Below are 25,631 nucleotides of genomic sequence, written 5' to 3' on the forward strand. Positions count from 1 at the left end.
CAGCGCCTCGATTCTGGCGGCAGCAGTACGCCTGCATTTGCAAGGAGTGAACAATGGATACGATCGTTGTACCCGACGACGGCGACTGGAGCTGCGTTGCCGACCCGACCAACGCAATCTCCCGATGGGAGCGTGAGACGGGCAAGCAGGTACCGGAGGATTATCGCCGTTTCATGGTCAACTATAACGGCGGCCGGATCTATCCCTTGATCTTCGACATGAAGATTCCCGTCGGTGCGGACCCAATGCAGGATTCCGCAACATTCGTGAACTGCCTTTATTCCTGGAGTTTTGTCGAGGACATCTGGAACGGTGGCACATTCGACAGGCGCAACCCACCGAATATGCTGGTGATCGGCTCCAACCCGGGAGGCATAGAAATTCTGTTGGGCGTCGATGAGCGCTCTTACGGCAAGGTCTATTTATGGCTGCATTCGCTCAGTGCCTGGGGAGCGGAAAACAACAATAAGGTCTGGGAGCAAGCCGGCTCCTTCCGCGAATTCGTCGCGTCGCTGTATGAAAATCGCGACAAGGAAGGACATGACTACTGGTATATCCCCAGGTACCAGGGTCTGGAAAGGACGGTGGCGTTCTAAGGATCTGCGTCTGTGCGCCACGTAGACATGTGTCCCAGTCCGACCGTTCTGTCGATGTCTTGAGCGTTGTGCACCTGGATACGGTCGGTGCAGAGCGGGTGCCGGCGACAAGGGATGCGTCGCCAGGCGTCTGCAAAGAACACGCATCCCCCGCAAGGCTCACGCCTCGCCAGAGCCGTACCCTCACCCCCGATCGCTCTGCCGCACTGTCACCCGGGGCAGAGTGGCTTCAAGCTGCACGCCGCTGCCTGGTGCTTGCAGCACCGCCGTGTCGGATCACGGCGCGGCGGCAGGTGTCGCGCAGAACGACGTCGGCAGTGCGTCGGGGTGCGTGCCCCAGCCCTGGGTCGGCGCCTGTTTGGTGAGTGCGAACGACAGCGTGCCGCCCTGCTGCAGCTGGGCCCAGTCCAGGAACACCCGCGTCTGCGGTGTGCCGTTGAAACGCACGCCCTGCACGTATTGCAGCGCGCGGCCGTCGGCACCGGGCGCATCGATGCGCAGGCGTTTGCCGTTACCCAGGTCCAGCGTGACCCGCTTGAAGCGCGGGGCGTGCAACAGGAACTCGCCGCTGCCGGGCACCGCCGGATACAGGCCCAAGGCGCTGAACAGATACCAGGCCGACATCGTGCCGAGGTCGTCATTACCGGTAACGCCGTTAGGCGCGTTGGTGAACAGTTGCTGCGCGGCGCGCACCACGGTGGCGGTCTTCCACGGTTGGCCGATCAGCGTGTACATCCACGGCGCGTGCAGGTCGGGTTCGTTGTTGGGGTTGTAGCGGTACTGGTTGTAGTAGCTGTACGGGCCCACCACCCAGTGCGTGCGCGCGGCAGTGAGCGGGTCCTTCAGCAGGTCGTCGTAGGCAAAGAAGGCGTCCAGCCGTTTACCTGCCTGTTCGCTGCCGTGCATGGCCTGCAGCATGCCGGGGATGTCCTGCTGCACCAGCCATTGGTATTGCCAGGCGGTGCCTTCATGGAAGCCGTGCTGCGAGCGCGGGCTGTAGCGGTCGTCCGAGGGCGCGTACCAGCTGCCGTCTTCCAGGCGCGGCCGTGGAAATCCACTGAAGCCGGTATCCGCATCGCGCACGCTGGCATCCCAGACGCTGTGCCAGTTACCGCCGCGTTTGCGTAGCTGCGCGCTGTCGTCGGGGTGGCCGAGCGCTTGCGCCATCTGCGCCAGCGCGCAGTCGGCCAGCGCGTATTCCAGCGTGGCCGAGCCGCCGTGGTGCGGGTCCACGTCCATGCCCTTGGACGGAAACGCGCGGTCGTATTGCACGAAGCCGTTGGCCAGGTAACTGGCGTTGCCGGAGCGGCCGGCGTGGCGCGAATTGATCGGCGGTTGTTCGAAGGCGTTCTGACGCAGCGCTGCATAGGCGTCGGCCTCGTTGCCCTGCAGCGCGCCGAAACGCCATAGATCCACCAGGAATGGCGTGACCGGGTCGCCGGTCATGATGTTGGTGTCGAAGTTGGCGTAGCCCCAGCGTGGCAACCAGCCGCCTTGCTGATGGATCGCCAGCAGCGAGCGGCCGATGTCGCGCGCGCGCGCCGGCTGCAGCAAGGCGAGCAACTGGTTCTGCGAGCGGTAGGTGTCCCAGAGCGAGAAATATTCGTAGTAGGTCCAGCCGTCGGCGCGGTGGATCGCACCGTCATAGCCGCGATAACGGCCATCGGCATCGCTGCCGGTGAGCGGCTGCAACAAGGCGTGGTACAGCGCGGTGTAGGCCACGGTGCGGTCGTCGGCGCTTGCGCCATCCAGCTGCATGCCGGCCAGTTCCTTGCGCCAGGCTTGCTGCGCGCGCTGGCGCATCTGCTCCAGGCCCAGCAGCGTGCCACCGTGCATAGCGTCGGCGCGCAGGTTGTTGCGCGCGCCTTCGGCATCCACGTGCGAGATGGCGCTGACCACGGTCACGGCCCGCGCGCTCTTGTTGTTGCCTAGCGGGAAACTGAGCCAGGCACCGTTGGGCTTGAGTTCGCCGCCCATGCTATGGCGCGCGTCGGGCACGCCGCCGCCTTCGCCCCAGACACCATGCGCGGTAAACGGGCGGTCGAATTCCAGCCGAAACCAGGTGGTGTACTCGTGGCCGCCGCAGAAACTCTGTGTGGTCAGTTTGCCCTCGACCACGCGGTCGCCGACCACCTGCACCTGGCTGCCGATCACCACGTGGCGATCGTTGGCCTGGCCGAGGTTGACCAGCAGGTGGCCGGTGTCGGCGCCGGGCGCGAAGGTATAGCGCTCGGCGGCGGCGCGGGTGAGCGCGGTGGCTTCGGCGTCAATGCCGCCGTAGTCGGTCAGGCGCACCTTGTAGTAGCCGGCCTGGCCCACTTCGCCGTCATGGGTGTAGCGCGCGGCGTAACGGGTCTGGTCGAAGGCCTTGGCATCGCCGGTATCGAAATCGCCACCAGGACCGATGCGGCCGGTGACCGGCAGCACCGAGACCTGTCCGCCCTGCTCCCAGCAACCCGCGCCGGACAGGAACGAGTGGCCAAAACCGCGAATGCTGGGGTCGTCGTAGCGCCAGCCGGCATAGTGCGCGCCGATCGGGCTGACCTGGACCAGCCCGAACGGCGCCGACGCGCCAGGGAAGGTATTGCCGTCGTCCTTGCTGCCGATGAAGGTGTTGACCTGCGCCGGGTCCTGCGCGGCCAGCGGACCGGCCAGTGCCGCGCCGAGCAGGCACAGGCCGGCAGCGGCGCGGCGGCGCCAGGAGGTCGATGAAGCGGGCGGTGCAGCGGCAACGCAGTTCACGGCAACGAGCATGAGTACCCCTCGGGGGAACGGAGAAAGCGGTCATCGGCCGACGGCCATTCGGCTTCGACACGGTGTGGACGAGTGTGCTTTGGATCGATCCAAACATGGCGCGACGTCGGTCACGGGTCGCGCCAAGCGTAGGCAACACATCGCCCGCACGCCACCTTGCGCCGCAGCAGCGCGGTCGGTTGCAGCACCTGCGGGCATAAAAAAAGCCCGGTCGGTGACCGGGCTTGGCGTTGCTGGCGTGGCGGCGGGCCGTCACACCTGTAGCGCGCGGCTCAGATCCAGCGCATGCCTTCGAACGGGTTCCAGCTGGTGCTGCCCTTCACCTTGTCCAGGTAATAGGCGTAGTTGGCGATCATGCCGGTCAGCAAGGACATGGGCAGGAACAGCGCATTCTGGAACGGCGCCGGCAGGAACGAGGCGATGATGCCGACCGCCAGGCTGATGCCGATCAGGCTCAACGCCTTGCGCCACAGACCGATGATGAAGAAGTAGATGCAGCCGAAGAAGAAGGCATAGAAATTCATGCCGATCTTGACCTTTTCGCCGAAGCTCAGCGTCTTGAGCGCTTCTTTGTAGCTCGGATCCTTGGGGCCGCCGTGGCGGTCGAAGAAATCGAAGCGGAACTGCCACTTGGGGCTGAGCTGGGTACGATCGAGGGTGTCCATTCCAATCCATGTAGTTGAAAACGGTTACATGATAAAGGATCGCGTATTCATCCGCGTATTGGTCCGGGTGCGCTCGTTGGGGGACGTCAGCCGCCGATCAGCTTCGCCGGGTACTGCCATGCAGCCGCGTGGACGGGGCTAGCGCCCCTGGCTGATGCCGCTTCCGCGGCGGGCGCGGCGCTGCGCATACAGCGCGCGGTCGGCGCGATCGACCACCGCCGCCAGGGCTTCGCCGGGGTGACGCAAGGCCGTGCCCAGGGTGAAGCGAATCGGCGCCTGGTCGATGGCGGCCATGTAGCCGCGCGCAGCCGCCTCCAGTTGCGGCGCCTCAGGCTGGTGCAGCAGCACCAGGAACTCGTCGCCGCCCAGACGGACCAGGCAGTCCTGCGGGCGTAGCGGTTGGTTGAGGAACCATGCCATCTGCACCAGCACCTCGTCGCCGCGCAGGTGGCCGTGGGTGTCGTTGACCAGCTTGAACTTGTCCAGATCCACCACGATGCAGCCCCAGCCCACGCCGGGGTCGCGCTTGTCCAGCTCGTCGAGGAAGCGCCGGTTGTAGCAATTGGTCAGCGGGTCGGTGAACGACCATTCCAGCAGCTGCTTTTCCTGCTGGTACTGGGTGGTGATGTCCTGGGCATGCCCCAGCACGAGGGTGGCGTCCGATTCGACGTCCAGCACATTGTGGTACTGCCAGTTCCGCAGGCTGCCATCGCTGGCGATCAGCTCGATCACACCTACATCCTGGCCGTCGAGCGCGATGCGCGACAGATAGGCCTGCAAGGCGCCGTGCCGCTCGGGGCGCACGAAGTCCAGCAACGCGCGGCCTTCCATCTCGCCCACGCTGCGTCCCAGCGAACGTGCGGCGGCCGGGTTGACGCTGATCAGGCGACCTTCGATGTCATGGGTGCAGATCAGGCCCAGGCTGTACTGGAACATGTTGCGGAACTTGCGCTCGCTGGCGGCCAGCGCGGCCAGCACGCGGTGGCGATCGGTCACGTCCTGGACCGCGCCGATCAAGCGCTTGCGTCCGTCCACCTGCTCCAGCGAGCCGGCGCTGTGCACCCACAGCCGCCGGCCGGTGGCGCTGACCAGCGGCAGCTCCAGATCCCATGGGATGCCATCGCGTACGCAGGCTTCGACCGCCGCAGTGATCACGGCGCGCGCCTCCACCGGATAGAACTCGATCGCCTCGTCCAGCCTCGGCCGGTAGCCGGCGGGCAGATCGTGCAGGCGGCAGGTCTGGTCCGACCAGGTCAGCGCGCCACTGGCCACATCCACTTCCCACCCGCCAACCCCGGCGACCCGGCCGGTGCGCTCCAGGAACCCTTCGCTCTCGCGCAGGCGCTGCTGCAGTTGTTCGTTGGCGGCTTGACGCTCCAGCATCAGCCGGCGCTGTTCCAGGCCTTCGGCGGCGACCTTGGCCAACTGCTGCAGCGCCTGCAACTGCGAAGGCTCCAGCGCGCGCGGGCGCTGGTCGATCACGCAGACCGTGCCCATGCGCAGCCCATCGGACAACACGATCGGCGCGCCGGCGTAATAGCGGATACCGGGTGCGCCGGTCACCATGGCGTTGTCGCTGAAGCGCGGATCGGCCGGAGCATCGCGCACCTCCATCACCACATCGTCCTGGATGGCATGGGCGCAGAACGCCAGCTCGCGTGGCGTTTCGCTCGCGCCGGGCAGGCCGATATTGGCTTTCCACCACTGGCGCTGCTCGTCTACCAGCGAAACCAGCGCGATCGGGGTGCCGGCGATCGCCTGCGCGGCGGCCGCCAACGCATCGAAAAACGGCTCGGCGTCGGTATCGACCACCTGCAGCAACGCCAGACGCGCCAGGCGCTGCGCTTCACTGGCGGTGGACGATACGTCGGTGTCGCATGGATTCAACGGTCTGCTCACTGATCCCCAGGCAATCCGCGCAGTCTAGCGGAATGGGTATACGTGCTAAATGCAGCGTTGCGTCCGCGCTGACTCAGATGCGCCATCGCCTGGTGCTGCGGTTCCATCAGCATGGTGCCCGCCTTGCCGTGACGACGCACGCGCAATTGCCGAACACGACGCCAACGCCCCGCCCACCTGCAGCGCCGCCGCCACGTTGCGCGCGGCGATACGCACATTGCTGGCGGCCTCGGCCAGAGCCTGCTCCAACGTGCAGGCGCGATGCACCACCGCGAACATCGCATCGATGCCGTGGCCGTGCAGCAGCGCGGCACCGTCGCCCAGGCTACCGGCAATGGCGATCACCGGTTTGCCGTGCCGCTGCGCCAGCCGCGCCACGCCCACCGGGGTCTTGCCATGCAGGCTCTGGCTGTCGAGGCGGCCTTCGCCGGTGATGACCAGATCGGCCTGGGCGACCAGCGCCTCCAGTCCCAGCGCCTGCGCCACGACCTCCACGCCGGGCCGCAAGCGCGCGCCCAGAAACGCCACCAGGGCCGCACCCAGACCGCCGGCCGCGCCGCCGCCGGGCAGATCGTGCAGGCGCATGCCCAGATCGCGTTGCAGCAGGTCGCCGTAGTGCCGCAGGTTGCGGTCGAGCTGGCCCACCATGGCCGGGGTGGCGCCCTTCTGCGGGCCGAACACCGCCGAGGCACCGGTCGGGCCAACCAGCGGGTTGTCCACATCGCAGGCCACGTCGACGTGGCAGTCCTGCAGCCGCACATCCAGCCCTGCGGTGTCGATGCGCGCCAGTGCGGCCAGTGCGCCACCGCCGGGGCCGATCGGCGCGCCGGCGGCATCCAGCAACTGCACGCCCAGCGCCTGCGCCAACCCGGCGCCGCCGTCGTTGCTGGCGCTGCCGCCAATGCCGATGATGAAGCGACGTGCGCCGGCATCCAGCGCCGCCAGGATCAACTCACCCACCCCGGCGGTGCTGGTGCGCAGCGGCGCGCGCTCGGCCGGCGGCAGCAACGCCAGGCCGCTGGCGGCGGCCATTTCGATCACTGCGGTGCGGCCATCGCCGGTCAGGCCGAAGAACGCCGGTGCCGGGCTGCCGAGCGGGCCGCTGACCGTGCAGTCGATCACCCGCCCGCCGCTGGCGGCGACCAATGCAGCGACCGTGCCTTCGCCGCCATCGGCGACCGGCACCTTGGTGTACTGCCAATCGGGGAACACCTCGCGGAAGCCGGCCTCGATCTGCGTGGCCACCTCCAGCGCGGACAGGCTTTCCTTGTAGGCATCGGCAGCAATGACGATCTTCATGGGGACACTCGCTTGAATGGACGCAGCGTTGGGGTCGTTGCGCGCCTGGGCATCGGCGGCACCAGCGCTGCGCTCGGCAGCATGGCCCCAGCAGCACCTAGGTTGCCAATGTGCCGTGGCTGGGTCACCGATCCCGCGCACCCGCGGCGGGCCGAAGATCTGGCCGCTGGCGTCGATCGGCGCCACCGGCCACAGCAGCGGCAGTGACGAGGCCATCGAACGCGGCCGGCGGTTGAGGCTCACCGCACGGTGCACGCAAAGACGCAGCGTGCACCGTCTCCATGCGGCCAGCGCCGACCCAGCGCGATGACCGCCCTTCCACTCCCAGTTCCCCAATCCCGACTCCCGGCCCTAGCGGCTGGACGCCTCCCCTGATCCCGAGGTGCGATTCCCCGCCGCATAGTCCTGCGCCTGGCCCATCACCCGTAGCAGATTGCCGCCCCAGATGCCGGCGATCTGCTGTTCGGTGTAGCCCTTGCGCAGCAGCCAGGCAGTGATGCGCGGCAGGTCCGAGACATCTTCCAGGCCGACCACGCCACCGCCGCCATCCCAGTCCATGCCGATGCCGACGTGCTCGGGCCCGGCCACGGCCAGCACGTGCTCCAGATGGGCGAAGAAATCCTCTTCGGTCGCGCGCTTGACCGGATAACGCGCATCCAGTTCCTGGAGCGCTGCGCTCAGGCGGGTGCCATCGGCGATCTTGATGTGCTCCCAGCCGCCGTATTGCTCGGTCAACGCCTTTTCGGCGGCCTTGCGCTCGGGGCTGGCGCCGCTGTCGACCAGATAGCCGCCGTAGGAATTCACCTGGATCACCCCGCCATGCTGGGCCAGCACCTTCAAGCGCGCGTCGTCGATATTGCGCGGATGATCGAAGACCGCGCGCGCGCCGCTGTGTGAGAGCACGATCGGCACCGGCGACAGCGCGATCAACTGGTCGAACACCGCATCGGAGGCATGCGATTGATCGATCACGATGCCCAGCGCCTGCGCCTGCTGCACCAGTTGCCGGCCGGCCGGACTCAAGCCCTTCCACTCCGGTCCCTTGGGGTCGGTGGCCGAGTCGGCGAACTCGTTGTTGAGAAAGTGCACGGTGCTCATCAGGCGCAGGCCTTGCGCGTAGTAAAAGCGCAGCAGCGTGGGGTCGGCCACCAGCGGGCTGGCGTTTTCCATGCTGATGTACACCACGCGCTTGCCATCGGCCTTGATGCGCGCGGCATCGGCAGGCGTGGTGGCGAAGGCAAACCGCTGCGGTTGCGCGGCCAGCAACGTGTGGATCTTCAGCAAGCGCTGCAGCCCGGCGTCGCGGTCGTCCAGATGCGCGGCCGCGCTGCGATTGCCCTGCCCGGTATAGACCGCCCAGAAGCCGCCATCGAGCGCGCCTTCGACCATGCGCGGATAGTCCACCTGCGACAGCCGGTTGCCGGCATGCGCCTGCAACACATCGAAGTCGGGGCGCTCCAGATTGGCCGGCGTGTCCAGGTGCGAATCCAGCGTGACCAACCGCTGTTGCAAGGCGGTGGCGCGCGCCAGTTCGGCCTTGGAAAATTCCAGCGCGTGGCTGGGTGCGGCCACGGCCAGACTCAGCGCGATGGCGGTGCACAGGCGGCGCAGGGTCATGGCAGCTCGCAGAAGGTGGGGGTGCCTGGATCATAGCCGCGCCCGCATCGGTCGATGCCGGCCAAGTGCGCGGCCGGCCGCGTTGCAGCGCGACTACGCACCGGCGCGCACGTGCACTCGCCAGGCGGCGTCATCCCGAATTCGCTAACTGCCCCGCATCAAGCCGAGCCGGGACTCACCGCACCACCAACGGACCGGTGCGTCCGCAACGCGTGGATGGGTGTGCAACCCGCAGCACACGTGCAAGCCCACGCGTCCTGCATCTCAATCGTCGAGTTCGGCCAATCGCGCGCGCACGCTCTCCACGTCGATGTGCTCGCGGATATGCGGCCACTGCCGCGCCCACACCGAGCGGAACACGATCCACGCCCCGAATACGCCCAGACACGTCGAGCCCAGCGCCAGCATCAACGGATGCAACGGCGAGCCGTCGCCGGTCTGGAACAGATACATGAAGGCACCGGAAAACAGCAGCCACACGCCGAACACCGGCCAGTTGCTGGCCAGCAGACTGGCATTGGGCCGCTCGACCTGCCGCAGCAACCGGGTCAGCGCCTTGCGTTCGTCATCGTCCGGTGTCATCGCCTGGTCCGCTCCACGGGTTGGTCGCCGCTGGTTGCTGTCCGCTTAGACGACGCGGCAGAACACCGCCTTCAAATAGCGCGATTCCTGCACGTGCGCCATGAACGGATGGTCCGGGCCGGCACCGGCCACTTTGAGGATCTGGATGGTGCGCCCGGAGAAATACGAAGCGCGCCGCAGCATGTCCAGAAACTCCTGCTCGGCCACCAGCCCGGTGCACGAGAAGGTGGCGAACAGGCCGCCCGGCTTGACCACGCCCAGTGCCAATTTATTCATGTCCAGGTACTTCTTCAGCGCCGGGATCACCTGCTCGCGGTCGCGGGTCATCTTGGCCGGGTCCAGGATCACCACATCGAACTGCTCGCCGCGATTGGACGCATCGCGCAGCCACGGAAAGATGTCGGCCTGCACGAACTTCGGCCGCACGTTGTTGAGCTTGGCGTTGCCCTTGGCGATGGCGATCACGTCCTCGTCGATGTCCACGCCCAGCACCTCGGACGCACCGCGTGCGGCCGCATACACCGCGAAGCCGCCGGTATTGCAGCACAGGTCCAGCACGCTCTTGCCTTCGACCTGCTCGCTCAGCCACTGGCGGTTGTCGCGCTGGTCGGCGAAGAAGCCGGTCTTGTGCGCACCGGCCGGGTCGGCGCGGAACTTGATGCCGTGCTCGCTGATCACCGCCGCTTCGGTGGTGGTGTTGCCGTGGAAGTCGAAGCTTTCCTGCTTTTGCACGTGTTCGTCGGCAAAGCTGTGGAAGCGGCAACCGGGGAACTGCTCGCGCAGCGCGTCGTAGATCCATTCGCGATGGCGGAACATGCCGGCGGCAAAGAACTCCACCACCACCAGGTCGCCGTAGCGGTCCACCACCAGGCCGGACAGGCCATCGCCTTCGCTGTGCACCACGCGCCAGGCATCGGACACCGCGTCGAGCTTGAGCCAGTCGCGGCGCAGGCTCACCGCGGCGGCGATCTTGCGCGAGAACCAGCCCGCATCCACCGGCATCGACTGGTCGGTCTCCAGGATGCGCACGGCGATACGCGAATGGCCGTTGTAGAAGCCGCGGCCGATCCATTCCCCGTCCACGCCGACCACATCGACGATGGTGCCGGGTTTGGGCTTGGCGGCGGGCTTTTCCACCAGCTTCTGGAAGATCCACGGGTGGCTGGAGCGCCAGGCATTCTTGAGTCGGACGACGGGGACTGGAGTATTCATCGGCCCATTGTATCCGGCTGGATTGACGTGCCTGCCCCGGGCACGCAGAATCGGACCCAGAAGGGGAGTAGCTCCCAGCGTTGTCGCCGTCATTACGAGCCCTGTCATCAGGCGCTCCGGTGCAACGGCAACCGGTCCACACCGGTTGCGAGCGAGACCTTCGCCGCGCAGGCGAAGGTCCGTCACCCGGAATCCACGATTTCCGTGTCACAAGGCCTCAGCCCAACCGGCTGTCCAGGCCGTTTCACTTTTCGGGATTCTTTTATGCAAACCATTGGCAATGTCTGGTTATGGGGCGGCTTCGCGATCGTGGTGATCGTGGCGCTGATGGTCGATCTGGTGCTGATGCGCCACGGCGGCGCGCACAAGGTGACCTTCAAGGAAGCCACCTGGTGGAGCATCGGCTGGGTACTGCTGGCGCTGGCCTTCAACGCGGGCCTGTGGTGGTACCTGCAGAGCAGTGCCGGCGAGGCGGTGGCCAATCGCATCGGGCTGGAGTTCCTGACCGGCTACCTGGTCGAGAAATCGCTGGCGGTCGACAACATCTTCGTGTTCCTGATGGTGATGACCTACTTCGGCGTGCCCGAGGAACAGCGCCAGCGCGTGCTCATCATCGGCGTGCTGGGCGCGATCGTGCTGCGCGCGATCATGATCTTTGCCGGCTCGGTGCTGCTCACCAAGTTCCATTGGCTGCTGTACGTATTCGGCGCATTCCTGCTGCTGACCGGCATCAAGATGTGGTTTTCCGCAGGCAAGGAGCCGGATCTGGAAGCCAACCCGGTGCTGCGCTGGATGCGCGGCCATCTGCGGCTCAGCCCGCAGTACGACGGCAACCTGCTCAGCGTGATCAAGGACGGCAAGCGCTGGTTCACGCCGCTGTTCGTGGTGTTGATCCTGATTGCGGTGATCGACGTGATCTTTGCGGTGGACAGCATTCCGGCCATCTTCGCCATCACCACCGACCCGTTCATCGTGCTGACCTCCAACGTGTTCGCGGTGCTGGGCCTGCGTGCGATGTTCTTCCTGCTGGCCGGCATGGCCGACCGCTTCCACCTGCTGCCGTACGGCCTGGCGGTGATCCTGGTGTTCATCGGCACCAAGATGATGATCATCGATCTGTACAAGATCCCGGTGCTGGTGTCGCTGGCGGCGGTGGTGCTGATCCTGATCTTCACCATCGTGCTGAGCCTGCTGCGTCCGCCCAAGCCGGCCCGTCACTGACGGGCTGAGATTCGGGATTCGGGATTTGGGACGGCCGCGCCGCATGCACTGCTCCAACCATGCGCACCGACCATCTAGATAGGTCATTGCAGCCAAGCGACAGATCAACAATCAAAAGCTAGGTGAGTCGAGGGCGCGGTGCCCTCACCGCTCGCGGGACACGCCGTGAATCCGTCCCTGGAGGCTCGGTGGCGGCATCCATGCCGCCACACGGTCCCGCAAGCGGCGAGGACACCGCACCAGACAGTTTGTAGGTGGCTTTGTTGAAAACATGCACACCGACCAGCTCGACTGGTCCTTGCCCGCCCACCGTCGCGGGACACGCCGCAAGTACGTCCTTGTAAGCTCTTACGCGGCATCCGTGCCGCGTAAGGTCCCGCGATGGCGGGCGGGCAAGGGCCCTGCAGCCAAGCCGCAGATCGTCCGTGATAAGGCGCAGGCCGATCCGCCAACGACCGGCGCCGGGAGTGGATTATCCCGTCGCCGGGCCTGCTTATCCCGCGCCGGGTAGGCTTGTAAAAAAACCCGGGTGACGCCATCCGTGAAGGTATGACCTCGCATCCCGTTGCCGCCGCCGACGCCACCCCCCAAGACCGCCTGGACCGTTCCCGGGTCTTGCGTGCCTTCAACTTCAGCCTGGCCGCCGTGCTGCTGCTGGTGGCGGTGTTCACCGCCCAGGGCATGTTCGACTGGCGCGCCTGGGCCGTGGCACCGCTGCAGGCCGACGGCCTGCTCGGCATCCTCACCGCACCGCTGCTGCATGGCTCGCTCGCACACCTGGGCGCCAATGCGGCCGCCTTGCTGATCCTGGGCACGCTGGCCGGCAGCGTGTATCCGCGCGCCACCGCCATGGCGCTGCCGCTGTTATGGCTGGGCTCGGGCCTGGGCGCCTGGCTGCTGGGCGAACCCGGCAGTCGCCACCTGGGCGCCAGCGGCGTCACCCACGGCCTGATGTTTCTGGTGTTCGTGCTGGGCCTGCTGCGCCGCGACCGCCCGGCGATCGCCACCAGCATGATCGCCTTCCTGTTCTACGGTGGCATGTTGCTGACCATCCTGCCGCACGAAGCCGGGGTGTCCTGGCAATCGCATCTGGGCGGCGCGGTGGCAGGCCTGATCGCGGCGCTGCTGCTACGCAGGCGCGACCCGCAACAGGCCAAGCCGCGCTACAGCTGGGAGGACGAGGACGAAGACGCCGCCTGGGAAATCAGCAACGCAGAGCACGACGTGCTGGAACCACCGCCGCCACGCCAGGTGCCGGTGCTGTGGCAACGCCAGCAAGACGGCTCACAGAGCGTGGTGCTGCAGTTCCCGCCGCGCGAACGACCACCTGGCAGCTAGCGTCCTCGCTTCAGGCGAGTATCAAAACACTGGACGTCGTCGCCCCCGCCTTACACACCAGCCTGTCTGCATGCGATGGGCTTTACCAGAACACCTCATCGCGTACAGGCACGCTGCCCTGCCTGTTGATGGGGAGCGATGGTCAAGAACGACAGGCGCGATGACCAAGGCACTCCTCCGCTATGGGTATCGGTAGCGATCACGACACGGCGCGGAGATGCAGACCCGCAGCGGCATGCGGCGACAAGAACGACTGACGCAGCATCCCCGATGCCCCTCCTGCCCTGTCGCGGCCAGCAGCAACCTTACTTGCGCTGGTTCAACGCACGCCGCGCCAAGCCCGGATCATCGGCGAAGAACGCATCGATACCGGTATCCAGATAGGCCTCGAGCTCAGCCAACGCCCCGGTCTCGTTGCGCTCGGTGAGCGCGCCGTCGCTGCGATTGTTGACGGCCAGAAAGTAATTTTCCGGGCGGAACGTATACGGCTGCACCTGCAAGCCGGCCGCGTGTGCGTCGTGCACCAGACTGGTCGGTGTGCCCAGGTGTTGCTGCGCATCCAACGGAATGATGGCGCGGATATCCGGGCCGATTGCATCGGCATAGCTGGCGATCTGCTTCAGCCCCTCGGGCGTGATCATCTGCCCGTAGGTACCCGGTGCGTTGCCCACACCGGCATCGGGTAGCGGGAATTGCGCGCCCGCCAGCAACTGCAGCAGGCGGATGTTGCTGCTGCGTCCGATCTTGCCGCGCAGATACCGCAGGTTGCCGGTCTCGAACGACTGGATCACCACTGGCGCGGTCTGCGTATACGTGTGCGCGCGCAGCGTCGCCAGCACCTTGTCTTCCATCGCCAGGTTCAAGCCGCTGAAATAGCTCGGGTGCTTGATCTCGGGTATCAACCCGATGGTACGCCCGGTCGCGGCCGATTCGGCTGCGACGAAATCGATGATCTCGTCGAAGGTCACGATCTGAAACTGCCCATCCCAGCGCGTGCCACGCAATTGCGGCAGACGCTCGCGCGCGCGCAGCGTCTTCAGTTCGGCCAGGCTGAAATCTTCGGTGAACCAGCCGTCCAGCGCCTGGCCGTCGATGGTCTTGCGGGTCTTGCGCGATGCGAACTCCGGGTGGCTGGCCACATCGGTGGTGCCACCGATCTCGTTCTCATGGCGTGCCACCAGCACGCCATCCTTGGTGGACACCAGATCCGGCTCGACAAAATCGGCGCCATCGACGATCGCCTTGGCATACGCGGCCAGGGTGTGTTCCGGGCGCAATGCGCTGGCGCCACGATGCGCAAAGATCTGCACCGTCTTCGCCAACGGCGCTTCTGCCAAAACCGGGCCGCTCATGCCGACCATCATCGCTCCCAACAGCCAGATACGGTGGAACTGCATCATGCCTTTCTCCAACGAAAAAGCAGCCATCAACACCACGGTACAACTGCCAGGCGAGCGCGGCCAATGGTTGGTGCGGGATGTACGACGTGTACATCCCGCTTTCTCCGCATCGTCCGCACTAGCCTGACAACCACTCCCTAAGTCTTGCCAGCTACTCTAAAACCATCCACGTCGATCGCCACCGAAATCAATAAGCAGCAACAAGACCCGCTGTTACGATTCCCGAATCCCGATTCGCAATTCCCGTCCTCAGAACTTCGCATCCAGCGTCAGAAACACCTGCCGCGGCGCACTGGCGTGGAAGGCCAGCTGACGGCCATTCGGATCGCTGTTGGCGAACGCGGTGAGGTTGGACGCATAGCGCTTGTCGGTGAGGTTGGTCACGTTGAGCGAGAGCTTGAGCCCCTGCAGCACGCCGGCCTGGCCGAAGTCGTACCCGGCGCCCGCATCGAACGAGGTGTAGCCGCCAAAGCCCTGGTCATTGGTGTAGGTGTAGTAGCGCTGGCCGGTGTACTTGCCGCGCAGGTTGATGTTCCAATTGGCGTAGTTGAAGGCGATTTCGCTGGCGAACATGCGCTTGGGCGTATCCACCGTGGTCTTGCCGGCGGTCGGAATGATCACCCCGTTCTGCACGTAGTTGTCGTCGTAGGTCGAACGGTTGATCGAGGCCGAGTTGTACCACTGCAGGTAGCTGGTCGGCTTCCAGATCACGGTCAGTTCGCCGCCGCGGCTGCTCACCGAGCCCACGTTGAAGAAGCGCGTGGTGCAGGCCGGCGTGGTGCCCTGCTGGATGCTGGCGCAGGGATTGAGCGAGAGCAGGCGGTTGTCGAAGGTCACGTCGTAACCCACCAGCGAGGCTTCGAAGCGGTCACGCACGAAGCGGTAACCGGCTTCCACGGTGCGCGACTTCTCCGGCTCCAGTGCGCCGACGCTGGCATCGAAGGAGGCCTGCGTCACCAGCAACGGACCACCGGCGCCGCCCCCCTGGAACGCGGCGATGTTTTCCGCGTACGAGGCGAACACTTCCTGTCCTTCGGCCAGACGATAGCCCAGGCCGACCTGCGGCAACGCCGATTCGCTGGCCTTGATCGAGCCGGTCGCCACCGGCGCTTCCACCGCCAGCCCCGGCGTTTCGCGCGCGGTCATTTCGGTGCTCGGGCTCTTGATGCCCAGATCCAGGCTCAGGCGCTCGTCGAGGAACTTGAAGTTGCCCTGCACATAGAACTGCCGCGTGGTGATGATGTAGTTCTGCGAGAACAGCCGGCGGTCGGGATCCTGCAGGAACTTGTCATCGCTGACCGGCCCGTCGATCCAGTAGAAATTGCGCTCCACATCGTGGTGATTGCGCTCGTACCACAGCCCGGCTTCGAGATGATGCGGGCCCAGGTTCCAGCCGAGCGAGGCGATGCCGCCGGTGCGGTTGATCCAGTAATTGGTGCTGCGGATGGAGATCGGCAATGCCTGCGGCGTGCCCGGGTTGGACGCCTGGCCCGGCGACCACCAGTGGCCCTGACCCTTGTTTTCGTGGTGGTAGACCTGGGTGTGCAGGCTGATGGCATCGTTGGGCTGGAAGTCGCCGGCCACATAGAACAGATCGTCGTCGCGCAACGCGCGGCTCTGGTAGTACGCATCGTCGATGTTGTCCACGCCGCCGCTGAAGCCGCAGCGCGCCGCATTGCGCGTGGCCGGTGCGCAGTACGCCGCGGCCAACGCCCGGTTCCAGTCCGGTGCGTACAGGTTCCAGTCCCAGCCCAGGCCACGCGCCATGCCGCTCTTGGACAGATACGAATAGTCGGCCTGCGAGGTCCGCGAGGTGTCGGCGAACGCGGTCAGCTTGCCGCCGTCGAACTGGTACACGCCCTTGGCATTGAACTGCCGCGTGGTGGTCGGCGACTCCGGGCGCGCCCACATGTCGGCTTCGGCATTGATGCCGGACAGATACGCCGAAAACCCGTTGTAGTCGCCGGTGTCCACGCGCAGGAAGGTGCGCCGGTTGGCATCGGAGCCCACCGTCTGCGACAGCTGCCCGCCGAACACGCTGGACGGATCGGCCGAGTAGTACTGGATGGTGCCGCCCAGGTTGCTGGTGGACGCGGTGCCCAGTGCGCCGATGCCCGATGCCAGCTCCACGCCGCCGAAGTTTTCCGCAATCAGGGCGCGGCTGATATTGAGGCCGTTGTAGTTGCCGTAGGCGTTGTCGCCCAGCGGCAGGCCGTCGAGCGTATAGCCCAGGCGCGTGCCGTTGAAGCCGCGCAGGCTGATCGTCTGCGACTCCTCGTTGGCACCGAAGGCATCGTTGGATTGCACGTTGACGCCCGGCATGCGGTTGAGCAGTTTCTGGATGCTGGTGCCCGGCGGCAACACCGGAATGTCCTGCTGGGTGATGCGCTGCACCTGACGCGTTTCGCCCTGGCCGATCACCGAGACCGCGTCGAGTTGCTGCACGGTCGTGCCGGTATCGGCAGTCACCTCGGGATCGGCGGCATAGGCGGCCGGCGACAGCACGAGCGCGGTAAGGACGGCGGCACTTAACAGATGGGTCTTGGGCATGAGCGGCAGGGGGACGAGTCAAAAGATGACGGCAAGCGTGCGACAGCTGTCTTGCGTCGATGCGACCGGGACATGACAGTGCTGCGACAGCAGCTGCGCATTCCGCGCCGCAGCTGCGTTGCGCTGGCATGCAGATGTCATCTGCGCGTCGTAATCTGCGCACTCATCCATCTGTGTTGTCCGAGGGTTGCTGCATGTCCGATCGCATTGCTCGCGCTTGTTTCCGGACGCTGACCAGCGTCGCCATCGCGGTGTTGGCAGTGGGATGCGGCAGTGCAAGCGCGCGCGACAAGGCGGCTCCGGCGAGCTCGGTGATCGCCACCGATGCACACGGCTACCTGGAAAAAGCACAGGTGCCCGACAGCCTGCGCCTGGTACCGCCACCGCCGCAGGACGGCAGCGCCGCGCTCGCCAACGATCAGGCCATCGCCACATCCATGCTTGCCCTGCGCGGCACACCGCGCTGGGACCTGGCCACGCAGGACGCTGCGCTGACGTTCCCGGCGGCCGCCAATCACTTCAGTTGCGCGCTCGGCATCCAGATCGACCAGGCCCACACGCCGCACCTGCTGCGCCTGCTCGAACGCAGCATGCGCGACGCCAGCACCAGCACCAGCGCAGCCAAGGCCCGTTACCAGCGGCCACGCCCGTTCATGCGCAACGACCAGCCGATGTGCACGCCCGACGACGACGCGGCGCTGCGCAAGAACGGCTCCTACCCCTCCGGCCACACCGCGATCGGCTGGAGCTGGGGCCTGATCCTGGCAGAGCTGGCCCCCGCACAACGCGACGCCCTGCTCGCTCGCGGCCGCGCCTTCGGCGACAGCCGCCTGGTCTGCAACGTGCACTGGCAGAGCGATGTCCTGCAGGGCCGCATCATGGGCGCCGCCACCGTCGCCGCCCTGCACGACAACCCCGCGTTCCAGAAAGACCTGGCTGCCGCACGCAGCGAGATCGAAAAGGCGCGCGCAAAGCACTCTGCAACGCCCGCGGCATCGCTCACTTGCGATGCCGAAAACGCGGCACTGCAGACGGTGTTGCCGGATGTGATGTAGGAAGTAGCGCGGAGATTGCTGCACGCGACCCATGACGCAGCAACTGATTGTCATGGCATAGGCTAATGTCGTCTAGCGCTGATTCGTTAACGCTTGCTGGCTGACCCATTCCCAGCAAGCTGACCCGTCGCAAGCAGACACCTCCCTGGCATGGGACCGTAGCAACTACGGTCAAGCAAAAAAATCACATTTTACCTAAAGAGCAGTTGTCTATGCGCTTAAGCAATCAAAGTTGGGATGGCGGCTACCAGAACAGCGGAATCGCCGAGGCAGCGCTCTACGTGTATCGAAACAAGTGCGGCAGGCAGGAGCCGCCTGAGTTCAAGCGCCCGCCGCTGCTGAAGGAAGAAAGCCGCTATTAGCTCAAATAGCTGGTGTCATACTGTGTCCGGACAAGGCGATGCTGAAGAAGTGGTCACAAAGAAACTGTGAAGCTGCCCAGTTTCACTCAGGGTAGGCCAGCTACGCAAACGCTCTCGCACCAGCCTGTCCCACACGTTGCGGACAGTGTCGATATATTGAAACCCCAGCTGCAGGTACAACGCAGAGACATAATTGCGGCATGATAAGCATACAAGTAAGTGTTCGCCGTTCTGCACGGGAAGACCGCTGAAAAAAACAAGAATTTTTATCACGCTTATAAATTTAAAGCCTACTTTAAATTTTTCAGGTTTCGTCGCAATCGCAGCACGCGGCGACGCCAGCCCATCACGGTCACCAAGCAGCCGATGAGAGATGGGCTTGTGTGTAATGCAGCGCTTGATGGTCGCGGTTTTCTATCACTGACCGCGGTTGGGCCTAGCCATCTCCGTAGCCAAGCCTTTGAAAATTGATGACGTCGCGGGATTAGAGGCTAAGCGAAATCGCAGGGTGGGGGCGCTTTTGTGACGAGGAGCTGCAGCACGATATGCCGGGATGAGGAAACCATAGATATTTGCCCGAAATGACGAATTACAAGCAAATTTCAGGCAACTTAGAAATAGCAACTCATCCGTGGTTGGGTCAAGCGAAACAGGTAGGCCTCGTGGACAAAGATCCGCGCTGGTATTGATGCCTCAATGACCACTGATCGGAGGGCAAGCGTCATCCGCCCAACAGGGAGTGGGCACTGCAGCGCCAGTCTGGCATTTAGGCCCTACAAGCTCGGTGAAATAAGGTGCTTCCACTCCATCAAGCACAACCCACCCTTGATCATTATTTGCATAGATCGGACAGCTCAGCATCCCATGGCCGGCCCATTGTGTTTTAGCGGAGTCGTGATAATAAATTCGCGTGAGATGATTAGGCTGATGGCGAATGGCATGGGCTGTGGAGGCAGCGACCAGCAGTACTAGGACAGCATATCTAAGCTTCATTTCATATTTCCCTATTGAATATCAATGAATATCGCCATCATCCAGAATAGCTATTGCTTGAGCCGAACTCGTTACCGATGGATCAAGAAATAATCGCTATAAATAGTTTCAATCTAGCTCATGACTTTAAAAGTCACATTTCTTAAGAGAACTACCCCTAATGCATGGAGTTAAAAATTTCTGGCCAACTCTAATTACATTTTTTAATCGCGCCGCACTCACTTTTTATATACACTTTTCTAGAAAGAAGGTATGTAAGGAAATTCTGTAATAGCTGTAGGAAAAGTCCTACACTGCAGCTGCGTCGACACATTCTTATGAAGATATTTTTCTGGGACGCGACGTTCTAGAAGCTGCACTTTCCTGATTGCTAAATCTTCTTCCATTTGGTTGTCTCAAGGATGCGAGTATACAAGTAGCGATTGCGCATCGACTCATGCTTCAATAGCTTTGAGCACAGAGCACTGTTAACAGTTGATTGAAAATGGCCATGAGAGTTGCTGTCCAGCAGGCGTTGCTAGATGCAGAACTTCCACATTGAAATTAGGAGTTTTCCTCGGAGAATCGGATGAAGCCTTGAGTTACGTAGTAATCGCAAGCGCTACGAACTGGTTCCTCTCATCGTCCATAGCTTTTCTATATGAGATAGTTCGATCTACCCGGTACTCGATGTGAAGAGTTCTAAAAAAGCAAGTTAATTTTCTTCTAACTCCAAATCCTATGGACATAATAAGGTGATTGAGTTGCAGGGCGTGAGTCGCCGTTACGCGATGAATGGACAGACTGTCCATGCATTGGCCGGGATCGACCTTACAGTCGCAACCGGTGAATTCGTTGCCGTCACCGGCCAGTCCGGTTCCGGCAAGTCGAGTCTGCTCAACATTCTCGGGTGCTTGGATCATCCTAGTAGCGGTTGCTATTTGATTGACGGCTGTGACGTGGCGAATCTGGACGACGAAGCAGCCAGCGACATCCGCAATCGGCGCATTGGCTTCGTATTCCAGAGTTTCCATCTATTACCGCGGCTAACCGTCCGCGAGAACGTACTCTTGCCACTGCGTTTCCATCGCGATCCGCCAGCCGGTGTCGAAGCGCGGGCGGACACCCTGCTTGATCGGGTGGGTTTGTCGCAGCGTCGCAACCATCGCCCCGCTGAGCTGTCGGGCGGACAAATGCAACGCGCTGCAATCGCACGCGCCTTGTTACTGGAGCCTGCCATGCTGCTAGCCGACGAGCCTACCGGCAATCTGGATTCGAAGAGCGCCGCCGATGTGCTGGCATTGATCGACGAGGTCCATCGCGGTGGACAGACTGTGGTGATGGTGACCCACGATGCGGAGATCGCCGCCCGCGCGCAGCGTCAGGTGCGGCTGCGCGATGGCCGCATCGAACACGACGGTGCGCTCCATGCCGCGTGATCTTGAACGTGTGGCCTTGTTCCTCATGCTCTCGGCAGCCGCATCCGTACAGGCGATCGTCCTAACAGGCGAGGTGCGCTCAGTCGGCGCGCAGGTGCTGATCACGCCGCAATCAAACATGTCGCCGGTGACAATCCGCTTCTTCGTGCCCGAAGGTCAGGCGGTGAAGACCGGCGATCCGGTACTTCGCATTGATCCCGGCCAGTCGGCGGCGCAGGTGCCCGATCTCGAAGCACAAATCGAACAGTTGCGCGCGAAGGTCGCGCGCGATGTTGCTGGGCTGGAAGTCAAGGCTGTCGATGCTGAACTCTCACTGGTCGATACCGAGGCGAAACTGGCGGCGGCCAAACTCGATGCGACAATTCCAGCCGATCTGATTTCCGCGCTCGACTACGATCGCTATCGGGGCGAACTGGACCACGCCACGCACGAGACGGCGCTGAAGCGTCACGAACTTGGCATCGCTAAGGCCGCAATCATGCGTCGCGCCAAGGACGGTCAGCTGGAGATCGACAAGCTGGTTGTGCAGCGGAACTACCACGCCGCACTGGTCCGCTCCTCCGAAATCCGTGCCGACCGCGACGGTATCGTTGTTCATGGCTTCAACAACAACTGGATCGGCGGCCGTATCGACGAGGGCTCCATCACGACGCCAGGCAGCAGGGCTGGGGAAGTGGTCGGCGATGGCCGCATGGAGGTCCGCGCGTGGGTACTGGAATCAGATCGTCGGGCGATCTGGGTGGAACAGCTTGTGCGGTTGCGTTTCGACGCCGTGCCCGGTCAGGATGTAGAGGGTCGCGTCACCGCGATCGCAGGCGCGCCCGAACGCAAAGCCGAATGGGGTGAAGGGCGATACTTTGCCGTAGACATCGCGCTCGACCAGACCGAGCTGCCGTTGCTGCCGGGCATGAGCGTGCGTGTCATAGCCACGCAGTCCGTTGGCGTGGTGCGATGAGCCGCACATCTTGGACGACCGCGCTTGTGTTGATATGGGTTGCGGGCCTCGCGACGGCGCAGGCCCCATTGCGCGTGCATGGCGAAGTCTATGCCCGCAGCACTGCAGTGCTGATGCCGCCTGCGGTGGATCGCCTATCGCAGTTCACCGTTACCCAGCTCGCGCCCGACGGCGCACAGGTCAGAGAGGGTGATGTCGTTTTGGCTTTTGACAGCAACGAGATCATCCGCCAACTTGGCGAAAAACAGAGTCAGCGTGAAGCCAAGCGGCGTGAGCTCAAGAAGCTTGACCTCGATCTCGCCGAGCGCTCTCGTAGCGAAGGGCTGTCAACCGCACTTGCCGCCGCCGAACTCCACAAAGCGCAGCGCAAGACCGAACAGCCACAGGAACTGGTCGCCGCACTCCAGTACGCCAAGTTTGTGGCAGAACGCAAGCGTGCCGAACACCGCGCAAAACTGGCAGTACAACGCGAACGTCTGTTGTCGGTGCAGCGCACACAGGAACGCCGTGTCACCACCGCCGAACTCGCGCAGTTGGAAACCGATGTAACGCGACTGGGGACTGCGCTGGCTGCGATGAATGTCACAGCGCCGCGCAGTGGCGTAATGATGCACAAGAGCAGCTGGAATAATGAGAAGTTCGATGTCGGTTCTCAGGTTTGGCGTGGACAGACGGTTGCACAGATTCCTGACACGACCACGCTGGCTGTTCGTGCCGCGCTGCCAGAACGCGAACTTGCGCGCGTGTCCGAAGGCGCGCCAGCGAGAATCATTGTCGAAGGTGGCGGTGGCAGCGTACATCGCGGCACAGTCACAGCGATCGGTCGCGCGGTGCACAGCAAATCGCAGGTGCAGCCAATTCCCGTGCTCGATCTGGAAATCACGCTCGACGCCCCTGCTACGCACTTGCGCCCCGGTCAGTCGGTCCGTGTCGAGCTCAGTAATCCTGATGGGGCTTCATGATGATCCAGCGCGCAGTGCTCATTGCGTCCGTGCTCGTACTGGCCGCATGCGGTCCTATTCCGTTGCCAGTTGCGACAGAAACGCTTGCCGAAACTGATTTCATGCTGAGTACGCGCGGTGAAGGAGAACTGCGTTCGACCAAGCCTACACTGCTCAACGTACCCGGCAGCAATTGGTCGTCGCGACGCGTGGAGTGGATGCTGGCCGAAGGGAGCGTGGTTGCAGAAGGGGATCTACTCGCCCGTTTTGCGTCACCCGACGGCAAATTGCAACTGGCGCAGGCGATGATCGAACTGCAGCGCAACGCGCTGTCGCGCGCGGCTAAGGAGGGCGAGCTGGAAACCGCGATCGGCCGCCTGGATGTTGATCTGGCGCAGGTCGCGGTGCAGCTGGGCATCGCGCGTCGCTACTCCGATGCCGATTTGTCGACGCTCGCGCGCGCTCAGATACTAGATGCGCTCGAGGATGCACGCTATTTGGAAGCCCGCCAGAAAGTACTCGCGTGGCACCGCGACCAATCCGGCGTCCGCGGCGGTGCAGAAATGGCAGTGATTGATGCGCAGCGCGCTACATATGATCTCAACGCGCAACAGCGACAAGGCGACCTCGATGCATTGGAGCTGCGCGCGCCTAACGCCGGCATACTGCTGCTGACATCGAACTGGTCTGGCGACAAGCCGATGGTCGGCACAACGCTGTATGCCGGTACCGAGTTCGGCAGCCTGTCGGATACCTCGGCGATGGAGGTCGAGATCGACCTGCCGCAGATGGAAGCACAGGGCCTGCAGACCGGCATGAGGGTGTCGCTGAATCCGCTGGGCCGGTCCAAGCAGACGATCGCGACCGAATTGTCCTGGGTAGCAAGCGCAGCGACAGTAAAGGGACGCTACAACCCGATGCGCTATCTCTCCATGCGCGCACCAGTACCGGCTGACGCGGTTACCCGGCTTGGTCTCGTACCTGGGCAGAGAATGGCAGCGCGGATCGAATTGCTGCGCGCAAGGGGTCTCAGCGTCGCTAACGTAGCCGTGCAGCAGCGCGATGGCCGCAACTACGTTCAAGTTCGACGCGGCAGTGGCTTTGAGGATCGCGAACTCGAGCTCGGGACGCGTGGGACCGCGCGCACGCAGGTTCTCTCGGGATTGTCTGCAGGCGACGAGGTGATGCTGTCGCCGGGCGGAGACCCGCTTGCGCTTGTGCGCGACACACCGGAGGCTGGACTGTGAGCAGGCTATCGCCAATCTGGCGCGAGGCGGTCGAGGAATTGTGGCGTCATCGCCTACGTACGTTGTTGACACTGCTGGGCATGATCTTCGGTGTGGGTGCGATCGTAGCGATGCAGGCGGTCGGTGAAGGCAGTCGTCGTGAGGCCTTGCGCCTGGTTGAAGGTCTGGGCCTGCATAACCTGATCTCCGAAACGCGTCAGCAGGACGACGCCACTCGCAAGGAAAGCCGTTCACGCAGCCTCGGCCTGAGTACGGCCGATGCGGAGGCCGCGCTGGTCGTGGTGCCGGGCGCGCAGCGATGGGCTGCGGAAAAACGCGTCCGCACGTATTCCGTGTTCAGTGACCGTGGCAGGAGCGACGCGCAAGCTAGCGGCATCAGCGCTGACTGGTTTGCGCTCTCGTCGTTGGATATTGCCTACGGCCGCGCTTTCGATGCAGATGACGAAGCGGCATTGGCAGCGGTCGCGGTGCTCGGACACCAGGCGGCAGCCGATCTATTCCCGGGCGGCACCGCGGTCGGCGGGCTGGTCAAAGTCAATCATCTCTGGCTCGAAGTCGTAGGCGTACTCGCCGATCGCGATCTGGGCAAGGACAGCTTCGAGGGTGTGCAGCTAGGTGGCGAAAGCAATCGTGTGTATCTACCATTGGCGAGTGCCCGGGCGCGACTGCGGTTCCAGCCACAGGAAGACGAGATCGACCGCTTCGCACTGCGGATCGATGATCCCGCTCGTCTTGCAGCAGGTGCCAGCGTGCTCGCCGCTTTACTGGATCAGCGACACGCCGGCGTATCCGATTACCAGCTGGTAGTGCCGCAACAGCTGTTCCAGCAGCACCAGCGGACGCAGCGCATCTTCCAAGTGGTAATGAGTGCGATTGCTGGAATCAGCTTGCTAGTCGGCGGCATCGGCATCATGAATATAATGTTGGCTAATGTGCTGGAGCGGCGTCGCGAGATTGGCCTGCTACGCGCGTTAGGCGCGCGACGCAGCGACGTGGTCGCACAGTTTTTGCGGGAAGCCAGCGTCATCTGTGCGGCCGGTGCTCTGCTAGGTCTTGCATTTGGTACCGTGCTGGCCTATCTGATTGCCGCATTCGCCGACTGGGACGTGGCTTGGGCACCGTTGCCTGTGCTGCTGTCAACCAGCTTCTGCGCTCTGGTCGGTCTGGCATTTGGTGTGTATCCCGCACGTCAGGCAGCGCGGATGGATCCGATCGCCGCGCTTCGACACGAGTGAACCCGTTAAATATTGGTGCCGGAGATGACTTCCGCGATGCCCATCTACCAGCAGATTTTTCCGAATCTCGCCCCTTACTTGGTCCGCTTGAGCGCGTAGCCAATCTGTTCCTCGGTAAAATGTGACTTCTTCATTTTTTGATTCTTCGTAGCTACAGGACCCATTCCGGCGACGTCTCGACTTTACGATTGCACATTTTTATTGGTCATGGATCAACCACCACTATTGTAAACAGTGCGTTAAAATTTGACTTAATGTAATAGTCCATCTTTCAACCTCGGTGGACTCATGT

The 25,631-nt window shown here is 63.5% G+C and carries 19 protein-coding genes and 1 pseudogene; 11 read left to right on the forward strand and 9 right to left on the reverse strand.

Features of this window, described 5'->3' with window-relative positions:
- Window positions 1–53 precede the first annotated feature (53 nt).
- Window positions 54–596: an SMI1/KNR4 family protein gene (locus GGR62_RS12775; protein ID WP_184408270.1), complete on the forward strand. Its 543-nt coding sequence runs from the start codon at window positions 54–56 to the stop codon at window positions 594–596.
- Between the two features lie 276 nt (window positions 597–872).
- On the opposite strand, the gene GGR62_RS12780 is transcribed toward GGR62_RS12775, so the two are convergent.
- From GGR62_RS12780 to GGR62_RS12810, 7 genes and pseudogenes are all read right to left on the reverse strand, one after another.
- Window positions 873–3,350 (reverse strand): GH92 family glycosyl hydrolase, encoded by a 2,478-nt coding sequence (locus tag GGR62_RS12780; protein ID WP_184408271.1) that lies wholly within the window; start codon window positions 3,348–3,350, stop codon window positions 873–875.
- 272 nt (window positions 3,351–3,622) lie between these two features.
- Window positions 3,623–4,015: a DUF2628 domain-containing protein gene (locus GGR62_RS12785; protein WP_184408272.1), complete on the reverse strand. Its 393-nt coding sequence runs from the start codon at window positions 4,013–4,015 to the stop codon at window positions 3,623–3,625.
- Window positions 4,016–4,153: 138 nt separating this feature from the next.
- Window positions 4,154–5,902 carry a diguanylate cyclase gene (locus tag GGR62_RS12790; protein WP_184408330.1) on the reverse strand — a complete coding sequence of 583 codons (1,749 nt, stop codon included), beginning with the start codon at window positions 5,900–5,902 and terminating at the stop codon, window positions 4,154–4,156.
- 171 nt (window positions 5,903–6,073) lie between these two features.
- Window positions 6,074–7,213 (reverse strand): annotated as a pseudogene (locus tag GGR62_RS12795) (glycerate kinase); the annotation flags it as partial.
- A gap of 351 nt (window positions 7,214–7,564) precedes the next feature.
- Entirely contained in the window at window positions 7,565–8,830 is a 1,266-nt protein-coding gene (locus GGR62_RS12800; protein WP_184408274.1) for a dipeptidase, read from the reverse strand.
- Between the two features lie 264 nt (window positions 8,831–9,094).
- The gene (locus GGR62_RS12805) at window positions 9,095–9,412 is read right to left on the reverse strand and encodes a hypothetical protein (protein WP_184408275.1); all 318 of its coding nucleotides are present in this window, start codon (window positions 9,410–9,412) and stop codon (window positions 9,095–9,097) included.
- 45 nt (window positions 9,413–9,457) lie between these two features.
- Complete coding sequence (locus GGR62_RS12810; protein WP_184408276.1) at window positions 9,458–10,624, reverse strand: class I SAM-dependent rRNA methyltransferase; 1,167 nt, start codon at window positions 10,622–10,624, stop codon at window positions 9,458–9,460.
- Between the two features lie 264 nt (window positions 10,625–10,888).
- Between GGR62_RS12810 and GGR62_RS12815 the strand changes: the two genes are divergently transcribed.
- Complete coding sequence (locus GGR62_RS12815; RefSeq protein WP_055829329.1) at window positions 10,889–11,845, forward strand: TerC family protein; 957 nt, start codon at window positions 10,889–10,891, stop codon at window positions 11,843–11,845.
- Between the two features lie 549 nt (window positions 11,846–12,394).
- The gene (locus GGR62_RS12820; RefSeq protein ID WP_184408277.1) at window positions 12,395–13,183 is read left to right on the forward strand and encodes a rhomboid family intramembrane serine protease; all 789 of its coding nucleotides are present in this window, start codon (window positions 12,395–12,397) and stop codon (window positions 13,181–13,183) included.
- Window positions 13,184–13,488: 305 nt separating this feature from the next.
- Here GGR62_RS12820 and GGR62_RS12825 read toward each other — a convergent pair whose 3' ends face one another.
- Together GGR62_RS12825 and GGR62_RS12830 are read right to left on the reverse strand one after the other, a co-directional pair.
- The gene (locus GGR62_RS12825; RefSeq protein WP_184408278.1) at window positions 13,489–14,583 is read right to left on the reverse strand and encodes a glycerophosphodiester phosphodiesterase; all 1,095 of its coding nucleotides are present in this window, start codon (window positions 14,581–14,583) and stop codon (window positions 13,489–13,491) included.
- Between the two features lie 249 nt (window positions 14,584–14,832).
- Window positions 14,833–17,133: a TonB-dependent receptor gene (locus tag GGR62_RS12830; protein ID WP_184408279.1), complete on the reverse strand. Its 2,301-nt coding sequence runs from the start codon at window positions 17,131–17,133 to the stop codon at window positions 14,833–14,835.
- A 194-nt stretch (window positions 17,134–17,327) separates the two neighbouring features.
- On the opposite strand from GGR62_RS12830, the gene GGR62_RS12835 reads away from it, so the two are divergent.
- From GGR62_RS12835 to GGR62_RS12870, 8 genes are all read left to right on the forward strand, one after another.
- Window positions 17,328–18,188 carry a phosphatase PAP2 family protein gene (locus GGR62_RS12835; protein ID WP_184408280.1) on the forward strand — a complete coding sequence of 287 codons (861 nt, stop codon included), beginning with the start codon at window positions 17,328–17,330 and terminating at the stop codon, window positions 18,186–18,188.
- Between the two features lie 212 nt (window positions 18,189–18,400).
- Entirely contained in the window at window positions 18,401–18,550 is a 150-nt protein-coding gene (locus tag GGR62_RS12840) for a hypothetical protein (RefSeq protein ID WP_184408281.1), read from the forward strand.
- 219 nt (window positions 18,551–18,769) lie between these two features.
- The gene (locus GGR62_RS12845; protein ID WP_184408282.1) at window positions 18,770–19,021 is read left to right on the forward strand and encodes a hypothetical protein; all 252 of its coding nucleotides are present in this window, start codon (window positions 18,770–18,772) and stop codon (window positions 19,019–19,021) included.
- 1,256 nt (window positions 19,022–20,277) lie between these two features.
- Entirely contained in the window at window positions 20,278–20,961 is a 684-nt protein-coding gene (locus GGR62_RS12850; RefSeq protein ID WP_326520257.1) for an ABC transporter ATP-binding protein, read from the forward strand.
- Window positions 20,921–21,916, forward strand: a complete 996-nt coding sequence (locus GGR62_RS12855) for an HlyD family efflux transporter periplasmic adaptor subunit (protein WP_184408283.1) — start codon at window positions 20,921–20,923, stop codon at window positions 21,914–21,916. Before GGR62_RS12850 ends, GGR62_RS12855 begins: the two co-directional genes overlap by 41 nt.
- Window positions 21,913–22,878, forward strand: a complete 966-nt coding sequence (locus GGR62_RS12860; protein WP_184408284.1) for an HlyD family secretion protein — start codon at window positions 21,913–21,915, stop codon at window positions 22,876–22,878. The genes GGR62_RS12855 and GGR62_RS12860 overlap by 4 nt, the downstream gene beginning before the upstream one ends.
- Window positions 22,875–24,104: an HlyD family efflux transporter periplasmic adaptor subunit gene (locus GGR62_RS12865; RefSeq protein WP_184408285.1), complete on the forward strand. Its 1,230-nt coding sequence runs from the start codon at window positions 22,875–22,877 to the stop codon at window positions 24,102–24,104. Before GGR62_RS12860 ends, GGR62_RS12865 begins: the two co-directional genes overlap by 4 nt.
- Window positions 24,101–25,339 (forward strand): ABC transporter permease, encoded by a 1,239-nt coding sequence (locus GGR62_RS12870; protein WP_047129802.1) that lies wholly within the window; start codon window positions 24,101–24,103, stop codon window positions 25,337–25,339. Before GGR62_RS12865 ends, GGR62_RS12870 begins: the two co-directional genes overlap by 4 nt.
- Window positions 25,340–25,631 lie beyond the last annotated feature (292 nt).

Source organism: Xanthomonas sp. 3075, assembly GCF_014197275.1.
GTDB lineage: Bacteria > Pseudomonadota > Gammaproteobacteria > Xanthomonadales > Xanthomonadaceae > Xanthomonas > Xanthomonas campestris_B.